A 22,770-nucleotide genomic window follows, 5' to 3' on the forward strand; every position below is an offset into this window, starting at 1 on the left:
AAGCATGTCACTCAAGGAAAAACTCGACGCCGTCAAAGAGCAGATGACCCAACTGCCCACCGAGGTGCTGGAAAAATTTGGCGCCTCGCTGCAAGCCCTGATCGCAAGGCATCCTGAGGACCACGTGCTCAAATCCGGCGACAACGCCCCGCTGGCCGTGCTGGAGGATGCCGATGGCAAGGCCGTGGACCTGCGGGCCCTGCTGGCACGCGGCCCGCTGGTACTGGTGTTTTACCGCGGCCTGTGGTGCCCGTTCTGCAATGTAGTGCTCAGCGAATACCAGCAGATGGCAGGCGATCTGGCCGCCAGCGGTGCCACGCTGGTCGCCGTCTCCGCCCAGAGCCGCGCTGCCACCCTGAAAACCCGCGAATCCCTGGGCGTGCGCTACCAACTGCTGAGCGATCCGGGCAACCAGCTGGCGCGCCAGTACGGCATCGTCTTCGAGCTGGAGCCAGAACTGGAGGCGGTATACCGAGCACTTGGCGCCGACCTCAAGGCACTGAACGAATGCGACGACCTCAGCCTGCCGATGGCCAGCGCTTTCGTCATCGGCCAGGATGGCCGCATTCGCCATGCCTTCGTCAATGTCGACTACTCCGAGCGTGCCGAACCCCAGGCTTTGATCGAAGCCGCGGGCCACTGAGGCCCGCTCCCAGGCACCGGGCTGCCCGGACCGCAAATGGCCGATCGTAGGCGAGTAACCGAGGTCGGCAACGGCTGAGGTCAGCGCGAGGTTTCGACGCGCAGCACTTCGGTGTAGATCGCGTCGACCGTCTGGCCAACCTTGAGGTTCTTCATCCGTTTCTGCAGGTCTGGATTCTCGACCTTGACCACCTGCAGCTTGCCCTCCGGCGGCAACAAGCTCACCTCATGCGTGTTGAGGTCGATCTTCTTGATCTGAGAGGTAACCTTGACCTGGCGGAACGCCTCGCCGCCCGGGTTGGGGTTTTGCTCGGTTGCACGGATGGTACCGGACTCTTCAGTCGCTTTCGGCGCCCCACCCACGTCCGGATTGAGCACATAGGCCACGGCGCGTGTCACGTAGATGTCGACTTGGTCACCGACTTTCAGGTTGGGCAGCGCCTTGGCCTTTTCGGTCAGCTGGAACGTCACATCCTTCTTATCGTCAGGGCCTTTCACCGTGACCTGGCGGGTGGCCAGGTCGATAGCCGTTACCTGTGTGGTGACATGGCTTTCCAGCGCCTCGCTCCCGATGGGGATGCCGGCAGCCTGTACCGTGAAGCTGGCAGCAGAGGCCAGCGTGGCAAGGGCTACAGCACGAGCGAGAGTAAGAATGGGGTTCATAGGCGTGCTTCCCTGTGATCAAGTCCGAATAGGCGCGTGAAAGGCTCACGCGCTATCAAGCATAGCCATTACCTGCCACCTTGCCGGCCCTCTCGGTGCGCGACGCATTTCGGCGCCGAACCACTGTTACAGCTAATACGAATTCTTTACACTTGCTTTACATTTGCAAATCATTACTATTCTTGACTCCCGATAACAACAAAGAGTCGCCTGTAATGGCAAAAAGGTCTGTTGCCCCAGCATCCATTTCCATGCTGGGCCTGCTCGTTGTGCCTGCTGTACACGCTGCCGCCCAAACCGATACGCAAAGTAGCCTCGCCCTGCCCGCCACCGCCGTCACCGGCGTCTATGAGCAGCAAAGCTACAAGGCCAGTGAAAGCCGCACCGCCATGAAGATCGACGCACCGCTGCGCGATATCCCGCAAACCGTCAACGTCGTTCCCGAAAGCGTGATCAAGGACCAGGGCGCACAGTCCATGGAAGACGTGCTCAAGAACGTGCCCGGCATCGGCCTGTCAAACGGTGACGGCCAGCGCGACCAGGTGACCATCCGTGGCTTCAGCGCCATTGGCGACATGTACATCGACGGCGTGCGTGACGACGCCTTGTACTTCCGCGACCTGTCCAACATCGAGCGCGTCGAGGTGATCAAGGGCCCGGCCGCGGTGCTGTATGGCCGTGGCTCCTCGGGCGGGCTGATCAACAGCATCAGCAAGAAACCAAGCTTCACGCCCAAGCGCGAAGTCGGCATGAACTTCGACAGCGAAGGCAAACGCCGAACCCAGTTCGACACCGGCTGGGCCGACCCGCAAAGCAACCAGGCCTACCGCGTAACGGGTGCCTTCGAAGACAGCGACACCTTCCGCGATGATGGCTACATCGACCGCAAGGCCATCGCACCGTCGGCCTACTTCCGTCTCTCGGACGACCTGGAACTGAACCTGGGCGCCACCTACCTGTACGACAAGCGCCTGATCGACTTCGGCATCCCGGCCCTGGGCAACCGCCCGGTGGACGTGGACCGCGACAAACGCTTCGGCTCTGGCGATGCTGACCAGGATTACGCCCGCAGCGAGGTGTTCTCGCTTACAGCCAGCCTGGACTACCGCATCAACGACAACTTCACCCTGACCAACACCAGCCGTTACTACCGCTACGACCTGGACCGCAACAACACCTTGGCCGACAGCAGCCCGACGCGCTTCGTCACCGCGCCTGATGGTGAACTGCTGATCAAGCTCAACCGCGGCAACGTCGCTCGCGATGAGTACGGTGTGTTCAACCAGACGGAGCTCAAGCAACAGGCGCAACTGGCCGGCATGCAGCACAACCTGCTGTATGGCGTGGAAGCAGGCTTTCAGGACAAGTACCAGCGCGTGCTGAGCCAGACCAACGTGGCCCAGGTACCGGTTTACCGCGATGCCTTGGTGCCGGTACCGGACCATGCCGCCAACCTGTCTTCCAAGGGCACCAACTTCCAGCAGACCACCGGTCTGTACGTGCAGGACATGATCGAGCTGAACGCGCACTGGAAGGCGTTGGTCGGTGTGCGTTATGACATCTTTGGCCAGGAGTACGACGACGACCGCGTGCAGAGCATCGACCTCGATCGTACCGACAAGACCTGGAGCCCGCGTGCCGGCCTGGTCTACCAGCCAGACGCATTCCAGTCCTACTACGTGTCGGTCAGCCGCAGCTACCAGCCTTCAGGCGAAGTGTTCGCGGTGAGCCCGAGCAACCAGCACCTGGAGCCGGAAGAAACCACCAACTATGAAATCGGCGCCAAATGGGACCTGCTCGACAGCCGCCTGTCACTGACCGCCGCAGTGTTCCGCCTTGAACGCACCAACATGAAGACTGCCGACCCGGCCAACCCCAACCTGACCGTATTGGCTGGCGAACAGCGTACCGATGGCTTCGAAGCCACCATCAGCGGGGATCTCACCGACAAGTGGCAGATCTATGCCGGTTACGCTTACCTGGACGCCGAAATCACCAAGTCCAACAGCAAGACCAATGGCGTCGCGAACGAAGGCCAGACCCCTACCCTGACGCCGCGCAACAGCGCCAACGTCTGGCTGGTACGTACCCTGACACCGGAGTGGCGTGTGGCCGCCGGCGCCAACTACGTCGACGAACGCTACACAGCGCTCGACAATGTGGTGGTGATGCCGGGCTATACCACCTTCGACGCCGCGCTGCTGTACAGCGTGCCGCAGTGGGATGCCGCGCTGCGCCTGAAGAACGTGTTTGACCGTGACTACTATGCCTCGGCACATGGCTCGGTCGACCTGATCACCCCAGGGGCACCGCGCACGCTGGAAGCCAGCTTCAACTACCGCTTCTGACCCGTGTGCAATGCTTGCCAGTCAGCAATTGGGCCGCTCTGCGGCCCATCGCCAGCAAGCTTTGCCGATTTGCCCCGATAGCATTCAGCGATTACGCGTCACCCGCCACACCGTATTCGCCAGGTCATCGGCAATGATCAACGCCCCACGCGGGTCCACCGTCACCCCAACCGGTCGCCCCCGGGTCTTGCCATCCTCACCGCGAAAGCCCGTGGCGAAGTCGATCGGTTCCCCTGCAGGCTTGCCATTGCTGAACGGCACGAAAATCACCTTGTAACCCACCGGTTTGGGCCGGTTCCAGCTGCCGTGCTCGCCCACGAACACACCGTCTGCAAAGCGCTCGCCCATTGCCGGGGTCGAGAAGTCCACACCCAGTGCAGCCACATGCGAACCCAGGCTGTAGTCCGGCTTGATCGCCGCCGCCACCTTGTCCGGGTTCTGCGGCCGCACCCGCTCATCCACATGCTGCCCCCAGTAGCTGTAAGGCCAACCATAGAAGCCACCCTCACGCACCGAGGTAAGGTAGTCGGGCACCAGGTCAGGGCCCAACTCATCCCGCTCGTTGACCACCGTCCACAACTGCCCGGTCTGCGGCTGAATGGTCAATGCCGTCGGGTTACGCAAGCCGGTGGCATAGGGTCGGTGCGCCCCGGTCTCGGCATCGACCTGCCAGACCATGGCCCGATCGATCTCCACCTCCAGGCCGCGCTCGGTGATATTGCTGTTCGAGCCGATACCCACATACAAGAAGCGGCCATCCGGGCTGATTGTCAGCGCCTTGGTCCAATGGTGGTTGATCTCGGCCGGCAGGTCGGTGACCTTGGTTGGCGGGCCGTCGGCCTGGGTCTGGCCTTCCTTGTAGTCAAAGCGTACCAGCGCATCCTGGTTGGCTACATACAGCTTGCCGTTGGCATAGGCCAGGCCATACGGTGCGTTGAGGTTTTCCGCAAACACGGCCTGTACCTCGTAGTTGCCATCGCCGTCAGCATCGCGCAGCAAGGTCAGGCGGTTGCCACCCTTGACCTGGGTATTGCCCTTGGCCTTGATCTGGCTGGCGATCACATCCTTGGGCTTGAGCTTGGCCGCGCTCCCCCCCCTACCCTCAGCCACCAGAATGTCGCCATTGGGCAGCACCAGGCTCTGACGCGGGATTTTCAGGCCAGTGGCAATGGCCGTGACACTGAAGCCCTCCGGCACTGTCGGTTTCAGCTCACCCCAGGCAACCGGCTGCGCAATCTTCATATCTGGCAGCAAGCCGCGCTGAGGCTCCGGCAGCTTCGGGTCCGGGCCATGGGCCTGGGTCGGCTCGCCGTCGCCACCACAGGCACCCAACAATAGCGCCACGCTCAACAGGCTGAACGCATGCAAAGGCTTCATGCCACACCTCCTGAGCGCAGGTTGCTCAAACCGATCCAGGCGGCCACCACCGCGAGCACTGTCACGATTACCGACAACACCAGCCCAGAAGGCATCACCGCCCAGGCGTCCTTGGCATGCTCGAAGGCATTGATCAGCCCAAGCACCCAGGTCACCAGCAGCAGTACGAAGTACAACGTAGCGCGCCCGCCCTTGCGCTCGGCGCGGATCAGGTTGGCCAGCGCGAACAACAGTGCCAGCCCACAGAACACCAAGGCACCGGCGATCAGCCAAGCAGCGAAGTTGCTCCACTGAATCTGGTAGCTGTTGTAGTAGGCGAGATCGTTCAACAGCGCGCCAAGGAACAACGGCACACTGCCTGCCAGCAGCAAGGCATGCAGCGGGCTGGGCGTATAGCGGTAGCGGGTTTGATCTGATGCGGTCACGGTGCCTCCTTTTCATTCAGTGACCCAGGGCTGATGGTCTTGCGCCATCAGGTAAGCGCAGGGTGCGCTTAGCAAAGGAGCCTCTTGACGCCGAGATAGTTCACCGCTTCGCTGTAATGAAATATCCTGCAAGGCATTTGCTGCCAAGTGCAGAAGGGGAATACATGAGCAGACCACATGCGTCCTGGGCACTGGCTACCCTGCTCTGCCTCAGCCTGGCATTTACCGCTGGTTGCTCCAGCAAAGCCAGCCAGGCACGCTACGCCACGCCTGCAGTGGGCTCCAACTGCTTCGCCAAGGCCGTCCCCACTATCGGTGAAGGCGGCCTGGCCTGGGGCAATACATTGAGCATTGCGCAACAGAAATCGCTGAACAACTGCGTGCGTTATGCCAGCCGCTCGGGAGGCACGCCCAGGACTTGCCAGGTAGTGCTGGCCAAGTGCAAGAACTGAACATATAAAAACTTACTGCAAGAAACTTCCTACAAACACACTGCAACTTTTCACACAAAGCTGCGCAAATACAATATATATTCAAATAAAATCTTACACTTTCAAACTCGACCAAAAAGCAGCGTTCGAGGCATTGTCTTTCACTTGAGTTCCAGGTACTAGGCCACCCGTTCATCTCAGTAAGTAAGTAGGAAACTTCTTACAGCATAGATCTGGGGCTTAAATCCAGCACAGTATGAATAACGCTATTTCAGTCTTGTCAGTACTGAAACTTGCCGCAGTGCGTCTCTGGTTCGAAAAGACTGTCTCTCTGAGCAAGGAGCTCGCATGACCAATGCCTCCGTCAGCAGCGCCACCTCCGGTCCAGCCTGCAGCGCACGTATACCCATCCTGCCAGTGCGCTACGCCATCGTGCCACGCACCGGCGACACGCCCGCCTGCCGCTATGCCGATGCAGGCTTCAACCTGGAACAAGGCTTCCCCACGCTGCAGCACTCGGCCTATACCCTCCGCGCTTTGCGCCCGGGCTATGTCTACGTGTTCATGAAAGGCCCTCAGGGCGAAAAGCTGGTCATTCATGAGCACGTCGGCGTGGGCCTCTACAAGGAGCTGCGCTACCAAGGGCTGGAGGACTATCACCAGCGTGGCCGCTACCTCTCCGGCCAGAGCACCGGCTGGGTGTGGGCCGACACCTGCCAGGACTCCGCCAAGGAAGTATGGATCGGCTACAGCCCGCACCTGTGGACCAACGCCATCACCGCCCGTATCACCGGTTCGCCAGCCCTGCGCAAACGGCACATGCGCCAGCTGGACATGGCCGAGCTGGTGAGCGGCAACCAGGTGCCGTCCACCCAGCCCCATGTGTTGCCAGTGAGTGCCCTGCAAACCTGGGTCGAAGACTTCAAGCCAACCGAGCGGCGCATGCCGCTGACCTGGAGCAGCGACCCGGTCACCGAAACATTGCCCATCGGCAACCTCAATGCCATCGCCCGCCACTACCCCTGGACCCAGCCGAAAGTGCCAGTGGTGGTGGCGCTCGCCGACGCCGAAGGCATGGCCCTGGACCTGAGCCTGTCGGTCTCGGCCTACCAGCATCAACTGCGTGACCTGATGCCGGCCGAGCAACTGGAACACACAAGACCCGCTCAGCCTCCCGAGCAGGAGCGCGTGCCGGCATGCTACCGGCTGGATGCCGAACAGCTCAGCCCGCAGAGCCGCGACTTTCACCATCGCAACCTGGTCGCCATGCTGCTGAACAAGACGCTGGAAAGCCTGTACCCGGCAGATGCCCCCTCACCAGAACTGGCCGCGTTCAGGCTTGGCACGTCACGCCGGGGCCCCGCCCTGTCGCCGGCCGAGGCACACTTCCAGGCCCTCACCCATGAAGATTACTCCCCCAATGGCGCGCGCCTGGCACAGCGTCTCGATGTCGACAAATACCGGCGTTTCCTCGCCGAACGCGACGCGCTGGAACGACGCATTGCCGCCCTGCGCAACCTGGCCTTGCAAGCCAGCAACGATCATGACGCCTGGCTGGCGACGGCCGAATCCCAACACATCGATAACCCCTACAGCCTCGCTGCGGCACTGGCCTGTTACGACCGCAACGAACGCACCTCCGCCCGCGGTCTGGAAATCTCACTGGCGCTGCTGATTCACCCAATGGGCCAGCCGACACCCGGCACCGAAGAGCATGACCGACGCTTCAAACGCCTGGAGCAATGGCTGGACCAGCACGACAGCCCGCTTTACACCGCCTTGGCGCCGTTCAACCCGTTCAAGGACAAAGCCGACGCCATCGGCACCTTGTTCGGCGCCAGCGACAACGTGATCGAGGGATTGGCGGGGCGCTTCCCGGCCATGGCGGACATCACCGACCTCACCGCCCAGTCGGTCAATACCGTGGTGCTCAAGCGCCTGCGTGGCCAGACCCGCTGGGATGCCAGCCATGGCCTGCGGCAGCAGGTGCAGTTGGCAGCGCGTGAGGCCAATGCCGAGAAAGCGCTGGGGTTGTTGGCGGCACGCTATCGAATCACCGAGCAGGCCATTACGGAAAACCCCTTTAGCCAGGAGGTGCAGCGGTATTTGAAGAGCGGTATGGCGCAGGTTGAAGAGATGAAAGCGTTGCGCATATCAGGAAGCCGCACGGTGTCCATCGAGCTGACCACCACTGCGCGTGCGAAACCCAACTTCCTTGGGTTACTCACCTCGGGCGGTGGTGGTGGTTTAAACGCGGGGATGCTGTGGTTCAACATCTTATCGCTCAAGACGGCCTACAACAGCCTGCAGAAGAGCGATGCACCTGAATACACCCTGGGGTTCGCTTCATCTGTTTTCGGGGTGATTGGTGCAGCGGCAGCGACATTGGTCAGCGTGCGGGCGACGCAAAAGGCCGTCATGCTGAGATTAAGTGCCACAGCGCCGGGCATGGCCTTTGGCAATGGGGTTATCAAGTTTTTGAGTAGCAATTTGTTTGCGCGGTTAGCCGGATATCCGGCAATAGCATTTAGCCTATTTTCTGACCTATTTAAGGGAGTCCGCCAACTCAAAAATGGTAATTCAACTGCAGGCGGATACACCTTGGCCGGCGGGGTAACGATGGCCACTGGCTCTGTTGTTATCCTTGAAGCAGGACTTGCAGTTGCGGGCGTGACATCCGTTGTTCCCTTCGCTGGATGGGCCGCCGCTGCCCTTGTTCTCGTAGGAGTAGCCATCATTGCAGGAGGCCTCTACCTACACGCCAAGGCACATGAGCGCCTTCACAGCCCAATAGAACTGTGGGCAGCACGTAGTATCTTCGGCAATCGTATTAACGATGGAGAAATCCGCACTGAAATCATCTTGGACTATGAAAAAAAACTGCCTGCATTCCCATCGCTGCATGCAGAAATCAAAGCTTGGCATGATGAGCATTTTGGACCAAAGCTAATTTCAGCTGAGCAAGCTCTCACACTCGGCATAACCAAAGTCGATACAAGATGGAATCAAAACAATCACTGGTCTCCGCCAAACTGGACAGCTATCACACATAACGAAGTAGGCACATTTCAACCAACCGTTGAGTTCACAGTCCTGCTACCTGGCTTCAGGTTAGGCGTAAGCGAATGGTCAGGAAGCTTGAGCTCCCTCCATGATGACCAAGGAATGGACGTATTCCCAATTGCCCCGACCGGCCACCTCGTAGGTGCTGGCCTGGTTCTGCATTTCGAGAACACGCTTACCAACCAAAAACATATCTCACTGCATCTAGCTTACAGCGCCAATCAAGGCCTGGACGAAGACAATGAGACCCTGTCAATTTTTCGTCTGGAGCGCTGATCATGGCAACCATCTGGATATTCAATTCAACGTCAGCTTCAGGGCATAAGCCCGCTATTGACGGGCAAGTATCAAACTTATCAAAAAATACTTTATGCCTGCGAAATCCTTGGGTATCAGATTCTGTATTCATGGGGAAACTGTACTGCACAATGACCCTATCATTAATAATCGGCTTATACCCAAATCTATTTGATGGAGAATTCTTGGGCTACTTTAATTCCAACCCCATATTAATGTCCGGCTTCACACTCGCCCCCTTCACCTTCCTTCCTTTCCTTATTTATCGAATATATTTCATAAAACGCTTATCAAGTTTCTGCTTCAATCGTTCAACCCAAAAAATCTACTACCAACGTTTGAGCAAAGTACTCGTATTCGAATGGGCCAACACCGGAGGTGGCATCTTCAAGCGCACCGAATACGGCGGCTCATCATTCAGCACCAGCTATGCCCTCGCCTTCGCCCCCCGCCGGGAAGACGGCAGCCTGCATCAAAAGGACTGCCTCTGGGTCGACAGCAACGAACCCACCGAACCCGGCGTCAAGCATGTCGCCGAAGTGTGGGAATACCTCCGCCACTTCATGGACCACGGCCCGGACAAACTCCCCCCGCCCGGTGAACCCAACTGGTGGCACAAGCCACTCCACGCCATCTGCCTGACCCCGGCAGAAGCCTGGCGCCACTACGCCCCCTGGCGAACCGGTGAGCCCGGTGAAATGCAGGGCAAAAAGAACTGGCAATTGCCGTTCTGGGCTGTGCTGTTCCCCTACAACCTCTCCGTCGCCCTCTGCTGGTATGGCATCTGCCGCCTGTTCAACGTCCGAGCAGCGCCACCGCCTCCCGAAGCATTTGAGGAGGCACCAGCGCATTCAACCCAAAGGAAGCGTACATGAGCGACGCCTCCGTCAGCCGCGCCACCTCCGGCCCAGCTTGCAGTGCTCGTATACCCATCCTGCCAGTGCGCTACGCCATCGTGCCCCGCACCGCCGACGTCCCCGCCTGCCGCTATGCCGATGCAGGCTTCAACCTGGAACAAGGCTTCACTCCACTGCAGCACTCGGCCTACACCCTCCGCGCTTTGCGACCGGGCTATGTCTACGTGTTCATGAAAGGCCCTTTGGGCGAGAGGGTGCTTGGTGCAGCGGCGGCAACGTTGGTCAGCGTACGGGCAACGCAAAAGGCCGTCATGCTGATATTAAGTGCCACAGCGCCGGGCATGGCCTTTGCCAATGGGATTATCAAGTTTTTGAGTAGCAATCTGTTTGCGCGGTTAGCCGGTTACCCGGCAATAGCATTTAGCTTGCTTTCTGATATCTCCAAAACAAGGCGCCAGAGAGCGAACGGCAATCAAGCGGCTGCCGGTTACACGTTGACTGGTGGTTTCACCATGGCTGTCAGTTCCGCTGTCGTCCTTGAAGCAGGACTTGCAGTTGCGGGCGTGACATCGATTGTGCCCTTTGCCGGATGGGCCGCAGCAGCCCTTGTCCTCGCAGGAGTAGCCATCATTGCAGGAGGCCTCTACCTACACGCCAAGGCACATGAGCGTCTTCACAGGCCAATTGAACTTTGGGCAGCACGTAGTATTTTCGGAAATCGCAAAAATGATGGAGAAGTGCGCCCTGGCATTACCTTGGACTATGAGAAAAAACTACCCTACTTCACCTCACTGCAAACAGAAATTAAGGCTTGGCACAATGAACATTACGGACCCAAGCTACTATCGGCCGAGCAGGCCCTATCCCTCGGCATAACTAAAGCCGACACCCGATGGCATCAGAATAACCACTGGTCGCCACCAGACTGGACAGCTATCACACATAACGAAGTAGTCACATCCCAACCAACCGTAGAATTCACAGTGCTGTTGCCTGCGTTCAGGTTAGGCGTAAGTGAATGGTCAGGAAGTTTGAGCTCCGTCCGTGACGATCACGGAATTGACGTTTTTCCAATCAGCCCGACCGGCCACCTCGTAGGTGCTGGCTTAGTTCTACATTTCGAAAACACCCTAGCTAACCAAAATCATGTCTCACTTCATCTAACCTACAACGCCAATCAAGGCCTGGGCGAAGATAATGAGATCCTGTCAATTTTTCGTCTGGAGCGCTGATCATGGCAACCATCTGGATATTCAATTCAGGCTCAAGTTCAGGGCATAAGCCCGCTATTGGCGGGCAACTATCAAGCCTGTCAAAAACCACCTTATGCCTGAAAAACCCCTGGGTAACAGACTCAGTCTTTATGGGAAAGCTGTACTGTGCAATGACCATTGCACTCGTTATCTTCACCTACCCTTACTTACTAACCAGTGAAGCCTGGAACCCCTACACTTTTAGTTATACCTTTATCCTCCTTACACTAATTGCACCTTTCATCTTCCTCCCATTCTTAGCCTATCGAATATATTTCATAAAACGCTTATCAATTTTCTGCTTCAATCGGGCGACCCAAAAAATCTATTACCAACGTCTGAGCAAGGTACTAATATTCGAATGGGCCAACACCGGAGGTGGCATCTTCAAACGCACCGAGTACGGCGGCTCATCATTCAGCACCAGCTATGCCCTCGCCTTCGCCCCCCGCCGCGAAGACGGCAGCCTGCATCAAAAGGACTGCCTCTGGGTCGACAGCAACGAACCCACCGAACCGGGCGTCAAGCATGTCGCCGAGGTATGGGAATACCTCCGCCACTTCATGGACCACGGCCCGGACAAACTTCCTCCGCCCGGTGAACCCAACTGGTGGCACAAGCCACTCCACGCCATCTGCCTGACCCCGGCAGAAGCCTGGCGCCACTACGCTCCCTGGCGAACCGGCGAGCCCGGTGAAATGCAGGGCAAAAAGAACTGGCAATTGCCGTTCTGGGCTGTGCTGTTTCCCTACAACCTCTCCGTTGCCCTCTGCTGGTATGGCATCTGCCGCCTGTTCAATGTCCAAGCAGCGCCACCGCCACCCGCTGCCTTTGAGGAAGCCCCCGTTCAACCCGACAAAAGGAAGCGCAAATGAAACCCATCGTACTGGTAGGCCATCGTCATAGCTGCCCGCTCCATGGCGAAGGCACTGTGGAAACCGGCGCAAGTGCAACATTAGTAGATGGCAAGGCCGTCGCACGCGTGGGCGATCGCATCAATTGTGGTGCCATTATCGAAACCGGCGCTGCCTGCACGATTATCGAGGGCCAACCCGCAGCAAGGCTGGGTGACACTACCAGCCATGGAGGGACTTTGATCGAGGGGGACCCGGGTTGGCTCATTGATTGAAGCAACTACCGACCTCTGAGCCAAAGGCGATTAAACGTCAGAGTTCATACGAAACCACTCCTTTGATGACGCAGCCTGTGAGTCAACAGTTATGGGGCGTCCCGTCAAATAGCGGGCAAGCGCTCACAGGCACGCGACACCAGTGACATCATTAATGCCAAAAGTGTGGGAATATTCTTACACAGAGCACCTGGCACCAAACAATTCCACGCTTTAAAAAGCATCGTGAGCCACCAAGAAAAATCCATCAAATTATTTCACCGCTTGCATTCACGCTCAACAACCACTAACACTAAGCCCATCACCCGATGGAGATAAGCCATGTCCCGACTCGCAGAGTTTCGCGCCCTCGAGCGACTACTAGCGGCAAAAAAAAACGAGCTTTCCTTCATTAAAATCGACCCTCGCCTCATCCGCGAATTCGAGTTTTAAAGCAAGCTGCACAACCTGCTGGCCGAATATCAATTCAATCTGTCGAATGTACTGGCGATCATCGAGAGCGAACACATGAGCAATGATGAGGATGTCTATCAACAATGCCGCCCTGTCGCACCGCCCCCACGTTACAGGGCTCGGCAAAGCAAATACTATATAAACCCTTACACAGGGGAGAAAGTGGAAGCAAAAAGCACCCTGCATAAAACCGTGCGGTCCTGGATTCAGCAGTACGGCCGCGCCGAAGTCGAGAGCTGGGCAACTGCATGGTCTCTGTACTCACACAAACCTGGCTTGTAGGCATCCCATACCCTGTGCGGCACAACTATCACAGCCTGCCCTCACCCTCCTGACCTGCACCCATCAGGCAACCAGGGCCAAAGCCTTCTACCCTTCAGTGACGTGAATACCTGCCGCGCCCGCCGGCCAACGCAACCGTTCGATAACCGAACAGTAGCCCGTCTCTTGAATTGACGCTGCTGTCTTCACTGCTCACCATGCACCGGCCTTGCGTGCCCCCTGCCTGGGAAAAAGTCACGTACCCGTAGCACCGCAGCTGAATACAATTTCAAGAAACGAGCAGTCTATGAACCACTCCAAGATCCCCCCCGCCGCGCCCCGGATGTCCCAGGGTTCGATCGGCGACAAGCTTCGCGGCGCCTTCGGCGTCGGCAAGACCCGTTGGGGCATGCTCGCCCTGGTGTTCTTCGCCACCACCCTGAACTACATCGACCGAGCCGCCCTTGGCATCATGCAGCCCGTGCTGGCCAAGGAAATGAGCTGGACGGCGATGGACTACGCCAACATCAATTTCTGGTTCCAGGTCGGCTACGCCATCGGCTTTCTGCTGCAAGGCCGGCTGATCGACAAAGTCGGGGTCAAACGGGCCTTCTTCTTCGCTGTATTGCTGTGGAGCCTGGCCACGGGTGCCCACGGCCTGGCCACCTCGGCGGCAGGTTTCATGGTCTGCCGCTTCATCCTCGGCCTGACTGAGGCCGCCAACTACCCGGCCTGCGTCAAGACCGTGCGCCTGTGGTTCCCGGCAGGTGAGCGGGCAATTGCAACGGGGCTGTTCAACGCCGGTACCAACGTTGGTGCCATGGTCACCCCCGCGCTGTTGCCGCTGATCCTGGCTGTGTGGGGCTGGCAGGCTGCGTTCATCGCCATGGGCAGCCTGGGCCTGGTGTGGGTCGTGTTTTGGGTGCTGAAGTACTACAACCCTGAAGACCACCCCCGCGTGCGTCAGAGCGAGGTGCAGTACATCCAGCAGGATGATGAGCCAGAGCCGACCCGCGTGCCGTTCAGCCGTATCCTGCGCCTGCGTGGCACCTGGGCTTTTGCAGTGGCCTATGCGATTACCGCGCCGGTGTTCTGGTTCTACCTGTATTGGCTGCCGCCGTTCCTGAACCAGCAATACAGCCTGGGCATCAACGTGACCCAGATGGGGATCCCGTTGATCATCATCTGGCTGACGGCAGACTTCGGCAGCATCGGGGGAGGCATCCTGTCGTCGTGGCTGATTGGCCGTGGCGTGCGCGCTACGACAGCGCGCTTGGTGTCCATGCTGATCTTTGCCTGCACCATGCTCAGCGTCATCTTTGCCGCCAACGCCAGTGGGCTGTGGGTCGCGGTGGCGGCCATCTCGATCGCGGTGGGCGCGCACCAGGCGTGGACGGCGAATATATGGAGCCTGGTGATGGACTACACACCCAAGCACCTGGTGAGCACCGTATTCGGCTTCGGCAGCATGTGTGCGGCAATTGGCGGGATGTTCATGACGCAGATTGTCGGCAGCGTGCTGACCGCTACCAACAACAACTATGCGGTGCTGTTTACCATGATCCCCGCCATGTACTTCCTGGCGCTGGTGTGGATGTATTTCATGGCACCGCGCAAGGTCGAGAGCGCCTGAGAGCGCTAACCACTTACCTCTACGGGGCCCTTGCGGGCCCTTTTTTTGGCCTGGTATTTTTGAGAAGCGGACAACGCCACTGCAACGTTCGGTGTGTGAGCGGGTTGCCCCACGGACGTGACGTAGCCGGTGCCATGCACCACGTTCGCCCAATCAGACTGCGGCCAGCACCGCCTTGGCTTTCTCCAGCGCCATGCGCGCACGCTGTTCGCCGCTGATGCCCTGCTCCAGCAATTGCCGCGTAGGGGTTTCCAGGCTCAGCGGCATGCTCGGCGGCAAGGCGCGTAACAGGCCAACCAGGTCAGCATCGCCATCACCCGGGAAGCGACGTTCGTTACGCGCCTGGCGCAGTATCTCGTCCATGTCGGCCGGTACCGGGCCAGCAACGTCACACAGTTGGGCATAGCGCATGCGCTGCGGCTTCAGCTGCGCCAGGTCGTCCAGCGAAGACCCGGAGCGGTTGAAGTGGAAGGCATCCACCAGTACGCAGCCATTGGCGCGGTCGGCGTTGGCCACCACCCGCATGGCCTGGCGCAGGTCACGTACGTCGGTCCAGGGCATGAACTCCAGGTGGGGGTGAATGCCGTAGCGTGCCGCCAGTTCGCACAATGCGGCAAAGCGTTCGGTCAGGCGCGCTTCGTCAGGGTCGTTGCCCGCTACCAGCAATTCAGTGCCACCCAACTCGGCGCCCACCGCCAGGATCGCTTCGAAATCGGCCACACAGGTTGCCGGCTCAAGACGCAGGATCTCCAGGTCGAGCACCTTGATGCCCGTGTCGCGCAAGCGCGCCTGGGTTTGCCGACGCAGTTCGGCATCGGCAACCAACGGGAAATGCCGCTCCTGTTCGGTGGCTGGCACCAGCCGTAGGCCGACATGGCTGTAGCCCGCTCGGGCGGCGGCCTCGACCATGTCCGGTGGAGACAGCTCGAGCACCGTCAGGGCCGCGAGGGAAAAAATTCGATCAGTCATTAATCATCACCAGCAATAGTAAGGTTGCATCAGCCAATGTGCGCGGGCGCGCAAGCCCGACCGCTCTGGGCTGCCTGCCTTATCGCTTCGATCAGCGCCAGTGTGCGCCCCCCGTCGGCAGCGTCGATCAGCGGAGCCTGTTCACCCCGGGCAACCCGCACAAAATGCTGCAGTTGCAGGGTCAATGCCTCGCCGGCGGGGATGCTTTCCGAGCTTTGCAACAGGGGCGTATGCCAGCCCGAGCCTGCCTCGGCGTAATGCCAGCGCTTTAGCTGGGGAATGCTCAGTGCTCCTTGGGTGCCGGCCAGCAGATAGCACGGCTGGCCGTCCTGGCGCGGGTACACGGGGCTTTCGCCAGCGTCCAGCTCCCAGCTCCACGGTGCAGCCACCGCGTCGGACCCGGTCAGGCTGCCCAGGGCACCGTTGGCAAACTGCAGCAGCACCGCGGCGCTGTCTTCGTTGGCAAAACCGCGGACATCGTTGCGGGTGAAGGCCTGCACCTGCACCACCTCGCCGCACAGGTAACGCAACAGGTCAAGGTCGTGGATCAGGTTGGTCAGCAAGAAACCGGCCCCTGGCTCGCGGCGCCAGGGCGTTTCGAAATAGTTGTCGGGCTTTTGCAGCTGCCACAGCGCGGTGACGTTGATCAAACGGCCCAGTTTGCCTTCGTTGATCACCTGGTGCGCCTTGGCGATCAGCGGATTGTGTCGGCGATGGTGCCCTACAAGCACCGGCACACCTCGGCGGCGTGAGGCTTCCACCAGTGCACGCACTTCATCCAGGTGCACGCCCACCGGTTTTTCCAGCAGCACCGGCACCCCGGCCTCGACACAATCCAGGGCGGTGGCGACATGCAGGTTGTTGGGATTGGCGACGATCACTGCCTCGGGGCGCACCTGCTCCAGCATTTGCCGGTGGTCGGCAAAGCAAGGCACGCCGCACTCGGCAGCGAAGGCCTCGGCCTGCGGGCCGGGGTCGGCCACGGCACACAGTTGGGCTTGCGGCACATTGCGCAAATGCTGGTAATGCTGCCGGCCCATGATGCCGGCGCCAATCAAGGCAATACGAAGGGGTGGGTTCAACAGCCTGTCCTCTTGTCATTGTTGTCATGAAATTCTGAAACCTGGTTCCACAATTTACACTCGACAATTTAGAACCAAGTTCAGCTTTTCAGAAGAACAGGCGCAACAGACTGTGCGGTAATCGACCGGAATATCCCCTCAGGCAAACAGCTCGCTGGCGGGACTGGCCGCCGACAGCTCTTCTGCCGCCGCCAGCAATAGCGGTGCCAGCGCTGTAAGGCGGCTCTGTGCCAGCCGCGCGCTGGGCCCGGCGATGCTCAGCACGCCGATCACCTCGTCACTTTGCGGCCGGCGCACCACTGCGGCCAGGGCTGAGGTGCCGATGGCGGAGGTTTCCTCGACCCAGGCATAACCACGCTCGCGGGCGCGGTGCAGGTAGGCGAGCAGCTCGTCGGTGGAGCGTGGCGCGTTGGGGCCGAACTGGTCGGGGTCGGCAATACCCTGGCGCAACACCATCTGCAGCGCCTGCTCATCGTCCAGGCTGGCCAGCCAGGCATGCCCGGAGGCGGTATAGAACAGCGGCGCGTCGCGCCCCATATCCGGGTCATAGCGCAGCCCGGAGCGCGCCCCCTGGGACTTGGCGATCCAGGTTTGCCGGGCACCGTCGATCACCCCAAGGCGCACGAGTTCGCCGCTGTCCTGGGCCAGGCGGTCAAGAATCGGCTGGATGATGTCGGCACCGCTGCTGGCGAGGTAACGAAAGCCCAGCGCTACCAGCTTGGCCGACAGCTGATAGCGGCTGCTTTCCCGGTTCTGGCGCACGTAGCCCAGCCGCACCAGCTCAGTGAGCATGCGGTGGGCAGCGCTTTTGGGAATGTCCAGGCGCTCGGCCAGGGTTTGTAACGGCAGCCCTTGGGGTTCACCGGTAAGGCTTTCTACAAGACTGAAGGCGCGTTCGATCTGACTACCAGCCATGTCACAGGTCCCTGATTTTTTTGCGGATTCTAGAAGATGATTCCACATCGTCTCCAGCCAGCGCAGCTCGGGCCACCTCGAATGTCCGATGATCGCCCAGTTCTTGCCTGACATGCCCGACCTGACCTTGCAGGACCACCCGCTGCCGATAAAAATGTGGAACATTGTTCCAATAAAAACACAGGAAACCCGCAATGTCTTCCGCTCCTCTCGAAACCGCATGCGATGTACTGGTCATAGGTTCTGGCGCCGCCGGGCTGGCGGCGGCCGTCACGGCTGCCTGGCATGGGCAGAAGGTGATCGTGGCGGAGAAAGAACCGGTGTTTGGCGGTGCCACCGCCTGGTCCGGCGGCTGGGCCTGGGTGCCACGCAACCCGCTGGCGCGCAGGGCCGGCATCGAGGAAGACATCGAGCAACCGCGGACTTATCTGCGCCATGAGCTGGGGGCAAACTACAATGCCGAGCGCGTCGATGCCTTCCTCGAGGCGTGCCCGCACATGGTGGCGTTTTTCGAGAAGTACACGGCGTTGCAGTTTGCCGACGGCAACGGCATCCCGGACATGCATGGCGATACGCCGGGGGCAGCCCTTGGCGGCCACCAGGTGATCGCTGCGCCCTACGATGCCCGCGAGGTTGGCGCCCTGCTGCCACGCTTGCGCAAGACCATGCGCGAAACCTCGTTCATGGGCATGCCGATCATGGCCGGTGCCGACCTTGCCGCCTTCCTCAACATGACCCGCTCGCCCAAGGCCCTGCTGCACGTGTGCAAGCGCTTTGGCCGCCACCTGTACCACCTGGCCCGCCATGGTCGGGCCATGCACCTGGTCAACGGTGTGGCGCTGGTGGCGCGCCTGGCTAAATCCGCACAGGACCTGGGTGTACACCTGCAAGCGTCGGCGCCGGCCAAACGCCTGCTTATCGAGGGTGGCCAGGTGCGCGGGGCGTGGGTCGCTACGCCACAGGGCGAGCAACTGATCCGCGCCAAGGCCGTGGTGCTGGCGGCAGGTGGTTTCCCCAATGACAACGCCCGGCGCCAGCAACTGTTCCCGCGCGATGCCAGCGGCCACGACAACCTGGCGCTGCCGCCCAAGGGGTGTTCTGGCGATGGCCTGCGGCTGGGTGAATCCGCCGGCGGCGTGGTTGCCACCGACCTGAAGTCGCCAGTGGCCTGGGCGCCGGTTTCACAGGTGCCGTATCGCGACGGCAGCGTCGGCCACTTCCCGCACATTATCGAGCGCGGCAAACCGGGCGTTATCGGCGTGCTGGCCAACGGCAAGCGTTTCGTCAACGAAGCGCATGGCTATTACGACTATGTGTCGGCCATGATCGCTGCAGTGCCGCAGGGTCAGGAGGTGTGCTCGTGGCTGGTTTGCGATCATCGCTTCTTGCGCCGCTATGGCCTGGGGCATGCCCGCCCGGCACCGCTGCCGGTAGGCCCGCATGTGCGCAACGGCTACCTGAAACGCGGCGCCACGCTCGAGCAGCTCGCCCAGGCCTGCGGCATTGACCCGTCCGGGCTGCGCGCCACGGTCACTGACTTCAATAGCCATGCCCGTAACGGCCAGGACCCGGCGTTCGGCCGAGGTTCCACGCCGTTCAACCGCAAGCAGGGTGACCCACAGCACAAGGGCCCCAACCCTTGCGTGGCGCCCATCGAGCACGGGCCGTTCTATGCGGTGAAAGTAAAGCCCGGCTGTTTTGGCACCTTTGCCGGGTTGCGCACCGACGGCAATGCCCGTGTACTGGATGAGGCCGCACAACCGATTGCAGGCCTGTACGCAGCAGGTACCGACATGGCCAGCGTGTTGGGTGGCTGGTATCCGTCGGGTGGCATCAACCTGGGGCCGGCGCTGACCTTTGGCTATGTCGCCGGGCGGCATATAGCAGGGGTGCAGGAGTATGAGTGAGCTGATCCACGCTACCTGGGTGGTTGGCGGTCTCCAGGAGGACACTGCGAAAGGCCGTGGCGCTTGAATCGAGCGCCACGCGGCCTGATTTTTTCAGCGTTGTCGTCCCTCAGCTCACAGGTCTGGCTGCGCAACGCTCCTGAATCTGCGCCAGCCAGTAGGCCACATCCACCTCGTCGATCTGCTCGGTGCGCAGGAAGCGCTCGGCATATTGGCGAAATACCCCGCTGCTGAGGAACAGCTGTAGCAGTTGCCCGTCGACGTGCCCCTCGCGGGCCATGGACACCAGGATCTTCACCGATTCAGACAGCGTCTTCGGAGGTTTGTACGGCCGGTCTGCTGCCGTCAGTGCTTCGAAGATGTCGGCAATCGCCATCACTCGCTCGGCAATGCCCAGGTCCTGCCCGTCCAGACGGCGCGGATAGCCGCTGCCGTTCATCTTTTCGTGGTGGTTGCCGGCGATGTCGGGTACCCGCTTGAGCTGGCGCGGCAGCGGCAGTGCACTGAGCATGATGATGGTCTGCACGATGTGTTCGTTGATCTTGAAGCGTTCTTCGTCAGTCAGCGTGCCACGGCGGATCGACAGGTTGTACAACTCGCCGTAGTTGCTGGCGTGGCCTGGCAGGTGCATATCGAACCCCCAGATATTACGCGGGTCGCCCTTCACCACCGGCGGCGTGCGAGTACCCCAGGGCACGCAGTGCTCGGGGCGGTCGGCCAGCAATGGCTCCTCTGTCGGTAGTTCAGGCTGCGGCACGCCGACAAGGCGTTCCGCCTCGTCTCGGGAGATGCCCAGGCGGTTATCGAAATGGCGCAGCCAGCGTCGCTTGCCGATCACCTGCAAGCGCTGGATATCGGTGTCCTGCATGAACTCGCCGCCGATGTTGGCCTGGGCGACGAAAGCGAAGTCGTCCTGCAGCTCGGCCTGGCTTCGGCTCAGTGCGGCTTTCAGCACCTGCTGGTCGGCGCCGCTGGCCAGGCCTTGCCAGTAAGCCAGCTCCGCATCGCGCCACAGCACTTCGAAACGCATGCGTACTTCGTGGATGCGGTTGTAAAGGGTCTCCAGCTTGGTCGCCTTGTCCACCACGTACTCGGGGCTGGTGACCTTGCCACAATCGTGCAGCCAGGCTGCCACACGGAACTCGTATCGCTCTGCCTCGGTCATGCTGAAGCTGGCGAACGGGCCGCTGTCGGCTGCCACTGCCTGATCCAGCAGCATCTGAGCCAGCTGAGGCACCCGCTCGCAGTGGCCACCGGTATAGGGGCTCTTGGCGTCGATGGCGTCTGCCAGCAGCTTGATCATGGCGTCCAGCAGGCGTTGCTGGGCTTCGACCAACTGGCGGGTCTCGATGGCCACTGCAGCCACACCGGACAACTCCTCGACAAAGCGCCGGAATGCCTCGCCTACCCGCTCATGCGCCTGCTCTTCGTCCATTTGCAGGACCAGTATGCCCAACAGTGCCTGGCTACGGTCATTCAGCACCACGGCCAGGCTGCGCTCGTGCAGGCCGAGGGCCTGGGTCACTGTTGCAGCCAAGTGCTGCCGGGCGCCTTCGTCCACTGCCACCTCGCTTGGGTAATGTTCACCGCGGCACGAGGCGGCCAGGCGCAGCAAAGCCTGATCAGCGTCGTACAGGTAAACCCCGCCGGCGTCGCCCCCGGCAGCTTCTACCAGATGGCTCAGCACGCCATCGAGCATGCGCTCAAGGTCTCGCTCGCGACTGAGCGCAAGGGTAATCGCCTGAAAGTGGCGAATAGTACCGGACATGCGGCTCAGCACACGGCTCAGCTCACGCACCTCGGAAACCCGCGAGTGCACGCCCACTTCACGGCTGAAATCAAAACTGGCCAAACCTTGAACCTGCTCGCGCAACAGCCGCAGCGGGCGACCAATGCGCCGGCCAAGCACACCGCCGAGCACCAGCAACACGGCCATCAGTGCCACGGTCCAGAGCAACTGCTCGAACAAGACTTTGCGTGCCCCCACCAGCAGCTCGTGGCCTGGTACGGCAATCAGCACGTGCAAGTCGTGCCCGGCCAGGGTGGTCAGCTGCACACGAATGCCATACCAGGTCTGGCCGTCCACCTGATAAGGCTGAGGCTGGTTGCCCTTCGGCAGGTCAGCGTATAGCTGCGCCAGGCTGGGAGCGCCCAACTCGGCGACCCGCGACAGGCGCACGCCTTGCCCTTCGTGCACGATTGCCCGCTGCGGGTCCGGATAGGCCACAACGTTGCCCTGGTCATCGACCACAACAATCTCGGTACCAGGGGTCATGCGCAGGTCCTGAGTCTCGCTGGCCAGGTCGTTGACCGAAACGTCCAGGCCGATCACGGCCCCACCGTCGACGCTACGTTGGGCCATGGTCAAGCCAACCTCACGGGTGGTGAAGAACACATAGGGACGAGTCAGTACAGTAGCGGGTTGTACCGTGGCTTGAGCGAACCAGGGACGCAGGCGTGGATCGTAGCGATAGTCAGGTTTGGCCTGGGCCTGCAACAAGTTCAGCGCCCGATCATAAAAGCGCCACTCGCCCTGCACCTTGGCGCCGTCGCCATGGCTGACGCTCTGCACCAGAAAAGCCGTGCCCGGTGGAGCGGCGAAACGCTGCATCAGCTGTGGGTCACGCAGGCGACGCACCAACAGGAACTCGCCGCTGGGGTAACCCAGATAGGCGGCGCTGAGCATGCGGTTGGCGTCCAGCATTTCCACCAGCTGTGGCAGCCGATCCATGCGCTGTGCCTGGGTGTGAAGCGTCGTGTTGTGGGCAAGCAGGCGAATGCTGCTTTGCGCCGGCTCGATCAGGCGCCTGGCGCGCTCGTCGATCGTCTTGGCAACCTGCTGGGCAGCATCGCCAGCAGCAGCCACGAGGGTTTGGCGAATTCCGCGGTAACCCTGCCAGGCCAGGGCGGCGCCGAGCAGCAGCATGCCCAGCACGATAGCCAGCGCCACCAGCCACTGCAGTGAAATACCACGTCCTGTATTGCCAACAACACGCCCCGTCGACACGCAGCCCATCCCAGGTACTCCATGTGCGGCACATTGCCTTGGCTGATGTCTGCAGCAG

At 60.5% G+C, this 22,770-nt stretch carries 17 protein-coding genes and 2 pseudogenes; 12 read left to right on the top strand and 7 right to left on the bottom strand.

Annotated elements, in window-relative coordinates:
• Nucleotides 1-4 precede the first annotated feature (4 nt).
• On the top strand, nt 5-643 hold the full coding sequence (locus ACF8EF_RS14810; RefSeq protein WP_176683265.1) for a peroxiredoxin-like family protein: 639 nt from the start codon (nt 5-7) through the stop codon (nt 641-643).
• 80 nt (nt 644-723) lie between these two features.
• On the opposite strand, the gene ACF8EF_RS14815 is transcribed toward ACF8EF_RS14810, so the two are convergent.
• The gene (locus ACF8EF_RS14815) at nt 724-1,305 is read right to left on the bottom strand and encodes a hypothetical protein (protein ID WP_209965362.1); all 582 of its coding nucleotides are present in this window, start codon (nt 1,303-1,305) and stop codon (nt 724-726) included.
• A 215-nt stretch (nt 1,306-1,520) separates the two neighbouring features.
• On the opposite strand from ACF8EF_RS14815, the gene ACF8EF_RS14820 reads away from it, so the two are divergent.
• Nucleotides 1,521-3,653: a TonB-dependent receptor gene (locus ACF8EF_RS14820; protein ID WP_392461437.1), complete on the top strand. Its 2,133-nt coding sequence runs from the start codon at nt 1,521-1,523 to the stop codon at nt 3,651-3,653.
• A gap of 84 nt (nt 3,654-3,737) precedes the next feature.
• Here ACF8EF_RS14820 and ACF8EF_RS14825 read toward each other — a convergent pair whose 3' ends face one another.
• Nucleotides 3,738-5,030: a PQQ-dependent sugar dehydrogenase gene (locus tag ACF8EF_RS14825; RefSeq protein ID WP_392461439.1), complete on the bottom strand. Its 1,293-nt coding sequence runs from the start codon at nt 5,028-5,030 to the stop codon at nt 3,738-3,740.
• Nucleotides 5,027-5,455 carry a DUF2231 domain-containing protein gene (locus ACF8EF_RS14830; RefSeq protein WP_392461441.1) on the bottom strand — a complete coding sequence of 143 codons (429 nt, stop codon included), beginning with the start codon at nt 5,453-5,455 and terminating at the stop codon, nt 5,027-5,029. The genes ACF8EF_RS14825 and ACF8EF_RS14830 overlap by 4 nt, the downstream gene beginning before the upstream one ends.
• 164 nt (nt 5,456-5,619) lie before the next feature.
• Here ACF8EF_RS14830 and ACF8EF_RS14835 point away from each other — a divergent pair, with 164 nt between their 5' ends.
• The 9 genes and pseudogenes from ACF8EF_RS14835 (at nt 5,620) to ACF8EF_RS14875 (ending at nt 14,832) form a co-directional block, all read left to right on the top strand.
• A complete protein-coding gene (locus ACF8EF_RS14835; RefSeq protein ID WP_176683260.1) occupies nt 5,620-5,907 on the top strand; it encodes a hypothetical protein in 288 nt (95 codons plus the stop codon).
• A gap of 327 nt (nt 5,908-6,234) precedes the next feature.
• Nucleotides 6,235-9,225, top strand: a complete 2,991-nt coding sequence (locus tag ACF8EF_RS14840) for a T6SS effector BTH_I2691 family protein (RefSeq protein WP_392529134.1) — start codon at nt 6,235-6,237, stop codon at nt 9,223-9,225.
• Between the two features lie 2 nt (nt 9,226-9,227).
• Complete coding sequence (locus tag ACF8EF_RS14845; RefSeq protein WP_392462202.1) at nt 9,228-10,121, top strand: DUF6708 domain-containing protein; 894 nt, start codon at nt 9,228-9,230, stop codon at nt 10,119-10,121.
• Nucleotides 10,118-10,327 (top strand): annotated as a pseudogene (locus ACF8EF_RS14850) (toxin VasX); the annotation flags it as partial. The gene ACF8EF_RS14845 and the pseudogene ACF8EF_RS14850, both read left to right, overlap by 4 nt.
• Nucleotides 10,328-10,357: 30 nt before the next feature.
• A pseudogene (locus ACF8EF_RS14855) lies at nt 10,358-11,335 on the top strand (hypothetical protein); the annotation flags it as partial.
• A gap of 2 nt (nt 11,336-11,337) precedes the next feature.
• A complete protein-coding gene (locus ACF8EF_RS14860; RefSeq protein WP_392462204.1) occupies nt 11,338-12,231 on the top strand; it encodes a DUF6708 domain-containing protein in 894 nt (297 codons plus the stop codon).
• Nucleotides 12,228-12,485 (top strand): PAAR domain-containing protein, encoded by a 258-nt coding sequence (locus ACF8EF_RS14865; protein WP_209965346.1) that lies wholly within the window; start codon nt 12,228-12,230, stop codon nt 12,483-12,485. Before ACF8EF_RS14860 ends, ACF8EF_RS14865 begins: the two co-directional genes overlap by 4 nt.
• A gap of 507 nt (nt 12,486-12,992) precedes the next feature.
• Complete coding sequence (locus tag ACF8EF_RS14870) at nt 12,993-13,220, top strand: DNA binding protein (protein WP_392462206.1); 228 nt, start codon at nt 12,993-12,995, stop codon at nt 13,218-13,220.
• Between the two features lie 286 nt (nt 13,221-13,506).
• On the top strand, nt 13,507-14,832 hold the full coding sequence (locus ACF8EF_RS14875; RefSeq protein WP_012052802.1) for an MFS transporter: 1,326 nt from the start codon (nt 13,507-13,509) through the stop codon (nt 14,830-14,832).
• 153 nt (nt 14,833-14,985) lie between these two features.
• Here the strand turns inward: ACF8EF_RS14875 and ACF8EF_RS14880 are convergent, their stop codons facing one another.
• The 3 genes from ACF8EF_RS14880 to ACF8EF_RS14890 all read right to left on the bottom strand — a co-directional run bounded on the left by ACF8EF_RS14880 (nt 14,986) and on the right by ACF8EF_RS14890 (nt 17,798).
• Nucleotides 14,986-15,801, bottom strand: coding sequence for a sugar phosphate isomerase/epimerase family protein (locus ACF8EF_RS14880; protein ID WP_392462208.1), 816 nt, complete (start codon nt 15,799-15,801; stop codon nt 14,986-14,988).
• A 29-nt stretch (nt 15,802-15,830) separates the two neighbouring features.
• The gene (locus ACF8EF_RS14885; protein WP_209965336.1) at nt 15,831-16,883 is read right to left on the bottom strand and encodes a Gfo/Idh/MocA family protein; all 1,053 of its coding nucleotides are present in this window, start codon (nt 16,881-16,883) and stop codon (nt 15,831-15,833) included.
• 138 nt (nt 16,884-17,021) lie between these two features.
• Nucleotides 17,022-17,798 (bottom strand): IclR family transcriptional regulator, encoded by a 777-nt coding sequence (locus tag ACF8EF_RS14890; RefSeq protein WP_020190769.1) that lies wholly within the window; start codon nt 17,796-17,798, stop codon nt 17,022-17,024.
• Nucleotides 17,799-17,992: 194 nt separating this feature from the next.
• Between ACF8EF_RS14890 and ACF8EF_RS14895 the strand changes: the two genes are divergently transcribed.
• A complete protein-coding gene (locus tag ACF8EF_RS14895) occupies nt 17,993-19,705 on the top strand; it encodes an FAD-dependent oxidoreductase (RefSeq protein WP_176684649.1) in 1,713 nt (570 codons plus the stop codon).
• 109 nt (nt 19,706-19,814) lie between these two features.
• Here ACF8EF_RS14895 and ACF8EF_RS14900 read toward each other — a convergent pair whose 3' ends face one another.
• On the bottom strand, nt 19,815-22,721 hold the full coding sequence (locus ACF8EF_RS14900; RefSeq protein WP_392462209.1) for an HD domain-containing phosphohydrolase: 2,907 nt from the start codon (nt 22,719-22,721) through the stop codon (nt 19,815-19,817).
• Nucleotides 22,722-22,770: the final 49 nt, after the last annotated feature.

Source organism: Pseudomonas sp. zjy_15, assembly GCF_043101865.1.
In the GTDB taxonomy this organism is placed as follows: Bacteria; Pseudomonadota; Gammaproteobacteria; order Pseudomonadales; family Pseudomonadaceae; genus Aquipseudomonas; species Aquipseudomonas putida_Y.

What these genes read in the sequence shown, in the direction of transcription:
- ACF8EF_RS14890 (WP_020190769.1), bottom strand. Translation starts at nt 17,798, where the DNA reads ATGGCTGGTAGTCAGATCGAACGCGCCTTCAGTCTTGTAGAAAGCCTT.
- ACF8EF_RS14815 (WP_209965362.1), bottom strand. Translation starts at nt 1,305, where the DNA reads ATGAACCCCATTCTTACTCTCGCTCGTGCTGTAGCCCTTGCCACGCTG.
- ACF8EF_RS14820 (WP_392461437.1), top strand. Translation starts at nt 1,521, where the DNA reads ATGGCAAAAAGGTCTGTTGCCCCAGCATCCATTTCCATGCTGGGCCTG.
- ACF8EF_RS14875 (WP_012052802.1), top strand. Translation starts at nt 13,507, where the DNA reads ATGAACCACTCCAAGATCCCCCCCGCCGCGCCCCGGATGTCCCAGGGT.
- ACF8EF_RS14865 (WP_209965346.1), top strand. Translation starts at nt 12,228, where the DNA reads ATGAAACCCATCGTACTGGTAGGCCATCGTCATAGCTGCCCGCTCCAT.
- ACF8EF_RS14835 (WP_176683260.1), top strand. Translation starts at nt 5,620, where the DNA reads ATGAGCAGACCACATGCGTCCTGGGCACTGGCTACCCTGCTCTGCCTC.
- ACF8EF_RS14895 (WP_176684649.1), top strand. Translation starts at nt 17,993, where the DNA reads ATGTCTTCCGCTCCTCTCGAAACCGCATGCGATGTACTGGTCATAGGT.
- ACF8EF_RS14845 (WP_392462202.1), top strand. Translation starts at nt 9,228, where the DNA reads ATGGCAACCATCTGGATATTCAATTCAACGTCAGCTTCAGGGCATAAG.
- ACF8EF_RS14825 (WP_392461439.1), bottom strand. Translation starts at nt 5,030, where the DNA reads ATGAAGCCTTTGCATGCGTTCAGCCTGTTGAGCGTGGCGCTATTGTTG.
- ACF8EF_RS14860 (WP_392462204.1), top strand. Translation starts at nt 11,338, where the DNA reads ATGGCAACCATCTGGATATTCAATTCAGGCTCAAGTTCAGGGCATAAG.
- ACF8EF_RS14900 (WP_392462209.1), bottom strand. Translation starts at nt 22,721, where the DNA reads ATGGGCTGCGTGTCGACGGGGCGTGTTGTTGGCAATACAGGACGTGGT.
- ACF8EF_RS14810 (WP_176683265.1), top strand. Translation starts at nt 5, where the DNA reads ATGTCACTCAAGGAAAAACTCGACGCCGTCAAAGAGCAGATGACCCAA.
- ACF8EF_RS14870 (WP_392462206.1), top strand. Translation starts at nt 12,993, where the DNA reads ATGAGCAATGATGAGGATGTCTATCAACAATGCCGCCCTGTCGCACCG.
- ACF8EF_RS14880 (WP_392462208.1), bottom strand. Translation starts at nt 15,801, where the DNA reads ATGACTGATCGAATTTTTTCCCTCGCGGCCCTGACGGTGCTCGAGCTG.
- ACF8EF_RS14840 (WP_392529134.1), top strand. Translation starts at nt 6,235, where the DNA reads ATGACCAATGCCTCCGTCAGCAGCGCCACCTCCGGTCCAGCCTGCAGC.